We start from the raw sequence: 6105 nt of genomic DNA on the forward strand, positions 1-6105 counted from the left end.
GGTCGATATCTTTCTCCGACGACATGCAGGCCGACAGGAAGAGCGATGGAACAACCACCGAAAGCGCCAGGAAAACAGCCCGCTGCGGCGCTTTCGATTGACCAACTCGCTTGAAGAACATGATTGGATTCCGCCCTTTCGGCGTTATTTCAATGCGTGTTGCATGCCGTGGTCCCAAACTTGATCCCCACTTTTGAGCGACATGCCCTAATCGACGGCAGCAGCCATAAACCATAACCGCCTTGCCCGGCAACGCTATCGCCGGCCAATCGCACATTTTTGTGGCAGCCGGACGCTGCTTGAAAATCAGTGCAATTTCACCGACAGGTGGTGCATTCATGCAACACCTCTATCTGCCAGGAATCCGAAAAAAGTTAGGAAAATCAGATCATCCAGGGCGCGTAGAGCGGCGCGTTGACGGCGTTCATCTCGGCGCTGCGGCCGCGCTCGCGGCGTGTCGTCTCGACGATCTCGAATGCCGTGCGATCCGACAGCAGGCGACGCAGTGCGGCGGCATTCATCCTGTGGCCGCCGCGATAGGAGCGGAAGCAGCCGATGAAACGGGCACCGGCCAACGCCAGGTCGCCCATGGCGTCAAGCGTCTTGTGGCGGACGAATTCGTTGGGATAACGCAGGCCGCCCATGTTGATGACGCGGTTGTCGTCACCGATCACCAGCGAATTCTCCAGCGAGGAGCCGAGCGCATAGCCGGCGGCCCACAGCCGCTCGACATCCTTCATGAAGCCGAAGGTGCGGGCGCGCGCGAGGTCGCGGCGGAAGATATCGGCGTTGAGGTCGGACGCGAACAGCTGCCGGCCGATTGCCGGGCTTTCGAAGTCGATCTCGATCTCGAAACGGGTGCCGTCGTAAGGCTTGAACTCCGCCCACGAGGCGCCGTTCTCGATGCGAACCGGCTTGATGACCCTGATATAACGGCGCTTGACCGACAGCGTCTCGACGCCGGCCTGGTCGATGGCTTCGACGAACGCCATGGCGCTGCCGTCGAAGATGGGAACCTCGGACCCGTCGATCTCGATGGCGACATTGTCGATGCCGAGCCCGAACAGCGCCGCCATGATGTGCTCTACCGTGGCGATGTGCTCGCCAGCGGGATCACCCAGCATGGTGCACAGGTCTGTGGCGCCGACTTCGGAAACCAAGGCGCGAACCTCGCGGCCCTGCTCTGCGCCGTTGAAAATCTGGAACACGATGCCGGTATCGGCATCTGCCGGCACGAAGCTGATGGAAACTTCCTTGCCGCTGTGGACGCCGGTGCCGGTAAGCGACGCGCGCGTCTTCACTGTCGTCTGATAGTCGTGCAAGACAATCCCCATAAGCCCGTAATGCCTAAGGTCCGCTTCTCCAGCCCGAGGGCGCGGCTCTTGTTGAAATCGGCAGGCAGGGCGACTTCCCCCGAAATCCTGACAAACCGACTATGGTGGCCGGAAGATAATGTCGCGGGTGGGAGACTCCAAATCACGGTTTCTTACTCTTTGTAACTGCGAGCCGGATCCAGTTGAGCTTGATAAGCTATTGAAATCTCATGATTTTAAACGTTAACAGGCAAGCAGTTTCTTGCTTGCCTGTTAACAATTCTTAAAGCCCGTTTACCAATCAGTTGGCCTGGCGGCGCAGGAACGCCGGAATCTCCAGCTGATCATCGTCCTGAGTCGCCCTCACCTGCGGCGTCAGGCGGCCCTGCTCGTCGAGTTGACCGCGGCGCGGCGCGTAGAGCTGCGCGTCCTGGCTGGCAAGACGGCGCACCTCAGGCGCTGCCTGGCGCAGCTTGGGTTCGCGCGGCTGCGCCGGCTGCAGCCGTGCAGGCTCTTCCTCGCGACGGGTCAGGCCGTTCGTCAGGCGCTTCAGCAGGCCCATCGGTCCGCTGCTGTTCTCGTGGTCGGCCGGGCGGTTCTTGGCATCCACCTCGGCCTTGACGACCGGCGGAAAGTCCTCGACGCGCGGCATCCGCTGCGGCGCCATCGCAACCGGTTGCGGCGCTTCACGCAGCATTTCGCGTGGCTGCGGGGCCGGCTGTGCCACGGGCTGCGGCATCGGCTGTGCTGGCGGTGCCTGGAAGATCTTGCTCTGCGGGCGGAAATCCTCCGCATGGGCAACGGGAGCCGGACGAGCCTGCGCCATCGCCGCTGCATTTGCTTCCGCCAGCTGGATGGCTTCGGCGACCGGGTCGACGGCGCGCGGTTCGTAAGCTGCCTGCTGGACCGGCGCCGGTCGGCTTTCCACCGCGGCAACGGCCGGGCGGCTGACCGGCTTCTGCGGAGCGGTGCGGATCGAGATCGGCGCTGCGGCGATTTCCGCCGCCGACTTGTCGATGCCGGTGGCAACCACCGACACGCGGATGACGCCTTCGAGCTCTTCGTCGAAGGTGGCGCCGAGGATGATGTTGGCGTCCTGGTCGACTTCCTCGCGGATGCGGGTCGCCGCTTCGTCGACCTCGAACAGGGTCAGGTCGCGGCCGCCGGTTATCGAAATCAGCAGGCCCTTGGCGCCCTTCATCGAGGTCTCGTCGAGCAGCGGGTTGGCAATGGCTGCCTCGGCGGCGGCCATCGCGCGGCCCTCGCCCGAAGCCTCGCCGGTGCCCATCATCGCCTTGCCCATCTCGCGCATGACCGAACGCACGTCGGCGAAGTCGAGGTTGATCAGGCCTTCCTTCACCATCAGGTCGGTGATGCAGGCAACACCGGAATAGAGCACCTGGTCGGCCATGGCGAAGGCGTCGGCGAAGGTCGTCTTGTCATTGGCCAGCCGGAACAGGTTCTGGTTGGGGATGACGATCAGCGTATCGACGCATTTCTGCAGCTCTTCGATGCCAAAATCCGCCGTCTTCATGCGGCGCTGGCCTTCGAAATGGAACGGCTTGGTGACGACGCCGACGGTGAGGATGCCCTTTTCGCGTGCGGCACGCGCCACGACCGGAGCCGCACCCGTGCCGGTGCCGCCGCCCATGCCCGCGGTGACGAAGCACATATGGGTGTTGGACAGATGATCGATGATCTCGTCGATGCATTCCTCCGCCGCCGCGCGGCCGACTTCCGGCTGCGATCCGGCGCCAAGGCCTTCGGTGACATGCGCGCCGAGCTGGATCAGCCGATCGGCCTTCGACATGGTCAGCGCCTGAGCGTCGGTGTTGGCCACCACGAACTCGACACCGCGCAGACCGGCGGTGATCATGTTGTTGACGGCATTGCCGCCGCCGCCGCCGACACCGAAAACGGTGATCCGCGGCTTAAGCTCGGTGATGTCCGGCTTTTGCAGATTGATCGTCATTGTCTCCGTCCTTTGCCTTTCACGCCGCTTCGCCGCCGCGGCCGCCTATGGGGCTGTCCCCGTCAATTAGAAACTGTCTCTCAACCACTGACTCATGCGATGCAGTTTTCCACCCGTTCCGGTCATTCTGAGACCGGAAATTCCTTTCGCCGGATGGCTCTCGAAGCTCGCCATCTGCGGATAGATCAGAAGCCCCACCGCAGCCGAGAAGGCCGGTCCCTTCGCCGCTTCCGGCAGGCCCGCCACGCCAAGCGGGCGGCCGATGCGCACATTGCGTCCGAGGATCCGGCGAGCCGCCTCCGGCAGGCCGGCAAGCTGGCTGGCGCCGCCGGTCAAGACGACGCGCTTGCCCACTGCATTGCCGTAGCCGGACTTGTTCAGCCGGTCGCGCAGCAGTTCGAGCGTCTCGTCGATGCGGGCGCGCACGATGCGCGTCATCACCGAGCGCGGGATCTGCAGCGGCACGTCGCCATCGTCGCCGATCGGTTGGATCGAGACCAGGTCGCGGTCGTCGGCGCTGCCCGGCAATGCCGAGCCATGCATCACCTTCAGCCGCTCGGCGGCGTCGAGCGAGGTCGACAGGCCCTTGGCCATGTCCAGCGTGACATGGTTGCCGCCGATTGCGATGGCGTCGCCATGGACGAACTTGCCGTCCGAAAACACCGAGATCGTCGTCGTGCCGCCGCCCATGTCGATGCAGGCGGCGCCCATTTCCAGTTCGTCGTCGACCAGGGCGGCCAGCCCGCTGGCATAGGGCGTCGCCACCATGCGCTCGACCGACAGGTGCGACCGGTTGATGGAAAGCTCCAGGTTGCGCATCGGCGCGGCGTCACCGGTCAAGACATGCATGTCGACGCCAAGTGCGTCGCCGACCATGCCGCGCGGATCGCGCACGCCGCGCTCGGCGTCCAGCGAAAAGCCGACGGGGAGCGAATGGATCACCTCGCGTTCGGCCTTCAAGGCCTGCTTGGCGCCGGCGCCGAGAACGCGCTTGATATCGGCCTCGTCGGCCTCGTGGCCGCCAAGGTTGATGGTGGCCGAGAAGGCTTCGCTCTTCAGCCGGCCGGCGGTCATGTTGACGATCAGCGAATCGACCGTCAGCCCAGCCATGCGCTCGGCCGCATCGACGGAAAGACGAATGGCATGCTCGGCGCGATCGAGGTCGACGACGACTCCCGACTTCACGCCTTGCGACTTCTGATGGCCGATGCCGATCACCTGGATCCGGTGCGAGCGGCCGCGCAACAGCTTGCCGTCATCGCTCGGTTTCAGCTTGGCCACCATGCAGCAGACCTTGCTCGAACCGACATCCAGCACCGTCAGGGTGCCGGACCGGCGCGACGCGGCGTCGCCATGACCGCCAAGCCAGCTCATATTTTCGTCTCCGGCTTGCGCTTCAGGCTTTTGGGTTTTTCGTTGAGGGCGGCTTCGCGCTGCGTCGCCGCCTCGGGCGTCAACTGCACGACCAGCCTGTCCGTCAGGCGCATGTCGACGGCGGCGATATCGCGCGACAACAGCCCCTTGTCCTGGTCCATCTTGACGAGCTCGGCGATCGCCTGATCCTCGCCATCCTCGGGAAGCTTGACGGTGATGCCGTTGTCCAGCTTCAGGTCCCAGCGCCGCTCGCCAACGCGGACATAGCCTTTGATCCGGCTCGCCAGCTCGGGGTATTTTTCGACCTTGACCAGGAAGTCCGGCGCCTTGGCCGGCGCACCGAGACCGATCAGCAAAGGCAGAAGCACCTGCTTGCCGCCGGAGAACGGCGCGATCACGGCGCCATTCTTCTCGATAACAGAGAGCTCATCGCCCTGCTGCCAGAGCGCGAAAGGCTCGCGCTCTTCGACGCGCACTTCCAGCGTGTGCGGATAGACCTTGCGCACCGCGGCGACCTCGATCCAAGGCAAGGTAGCAATGCGCTCCCGCGCGGCCCCGGCATCGAAACCGATCAGCGAGGTCCAGCCGTCGAGCTCGAGCCTGTCGAGAATGTCGATCTCGGAGGTCTGGCGATTGCCGACCACCTTGACCTGATCGACGGCAAAGCCGGTGCGGGCAGTGATGCTTTGGACGATGCCGTCGACATGGCCGCCGAGGTAGGCGCCATAGGCACTGCTCGACACAAGCAGCACGGCAGACATCATGGCCGCGGAGAAGCGCGGCGCCTGGAATTCACCCACGCCCAGGCGCGCAAGAACGCGCACCGGGCGGCGAAGCACACGCGGCAGCACGAAATGGCCTGATGACAACGGCAGGCCGAACAGCGCCGGCCCTGCCGCGCCTTTCCCCTTGCCTTGTCCCCATTTCAACGCAGACACGAAGCGTCCTCCACCATCCAACTCAACAAATCGCCAAACGAATGCCCGGCCTGGGCGGCGATTTCAGGCACCAAGGACGTCGGCGTCATACCCGGCTGGGTGTTGACCTCGAGCCAGACAACCTCGCCGTTTTCGGAATGCCGATCGTCATAACGGAAGTCCGACCGGGAAACGCCCCGACAGCCGATCGCTTGATGAGCCTTGAGCGCCAGTGTTTGTATTTTTTGGTAAATATTCGGTGAAACTTTTGCGGGGCATTCGTGCTTTGATCCCCCCGCGACATATTTTGAATCATAGTCGTAGAAGGAATGGCCGGTCGGGATGATCTCGCAGACTCCCAGAGCGACATCGCCCATTACGGCGCAGGTCAGCTCGCGGCCATGGATGTAGCGTTCGACCATGACGGTATCGCCATACTTCCATTCGGACGAGCCGATGACCTGCGGCGGATGCGACTGCCCTTCATGCACGATGACGACGCCGAAGCTTGACCCCTCATTGACGGGCT

The 6105-nt window shown here is 63.7% G+C and carries 4 protein-coding genes and 2 pseudogenes; all 6 read right to left on the reverse strand.

Translation table 11 applies throughout. The annotated features are described in order from the left end of the window. Window positions 1-340 (reverse strand): annotated as a pseudogene (locus tag ACXJ7R_RS22325) (hypothetical protein); the annotation flags it as partial. 43 nt (window positions 341-383) lie between these two features. Beyond that, on the reverse strand, window positions 384-1334 hold the full coding sequence (gene lpxC, locus ACXJ7R_RS22330) for a UDP-3-O-acyl-N-acetylglucosamine deacetylase (protein ID WP_457153749.1): 951 nt from the start codon (window positions 1332-1334) through the stop codon (window positions 384-386). A 280-nt stretch (window positions 1335-1614) separates the two neighbouring features. Next, window positions 1615-3285, reverse strand: a complete 1671-nt coding sequence (gene ftsZ, locus ACXJ7R_RS22335) for a cell division protein FtsZ (protein ID WP_457153750.1) — start codon at window positions 3283-3285, stop codon at window positions 1615-1617. Window positions 3286-3351: 66 nt separating this feature from the next. Beyond that, window positions 3352-4659: a cell division protein FtsA gene (gene ftsA, locus ACXJ7R_RS22340; RefSeq protein ID WP_095086953.1), complete on the reverse strand. Its 1308-nt coding sequence runs from the start codon at window positions 4657-4659 to the stop codon at window positions 3352-3354. Continuing rightward, the gene (locus tag ACXJ7R_RS22345) at window positions 4656-5597 is read right to left on the reverse strand and encodes a cell division protein FtsQ/DivIB (RefSeq protein ID WP_457153751.1); all 942 of its coding nucleotides are present in this window, start codon (window positions 5595-5597) and stop codon (window positions 4656-4658) included. The genes ftsA and ACXJ7R_RS22345 overlap by 4 nt, the downstream gene beginning before the upstream one ends. Then, a pseudogene (locus tag ACXJ7R_RS22350) lies at window positions 5585-6105 on the reverse strand (D-alanine--D-alanine ligase); the annotation flags it as partial. The pseudogene ACXJ7R_RS22350 and the gene ACXJ7R_RS22345, both read right to left, overlap by 13 nt.

The organism is Mesorhizobium sp. P5_C1 (assembly GCF_054049815.1).

Excerpts from the sequence above, each read along its gene's own strand:
- lpxC (WP_457153749.1), bottom strand. The coding sequence starts at position 1,334 with ATGGGGATTGTCTTGCACGACTATCAGACGACAGTGAAGACGCGCGCG.
- ftsZ (WP_457153750.1), bottom strand. The coding sequence starts at position 3,285 with ATGACGATCAATCTGCAAAAGCCGGACATCACCGAGCTTAAGCCGCGG.
- ftsA (WP_095086953.1), bottom strand. The coding sequence starts at position 4,659 with ATGAGCTGGCTTGGCGGTCATGGCGACGCCGCGTCGCGCCGGTCCGGC.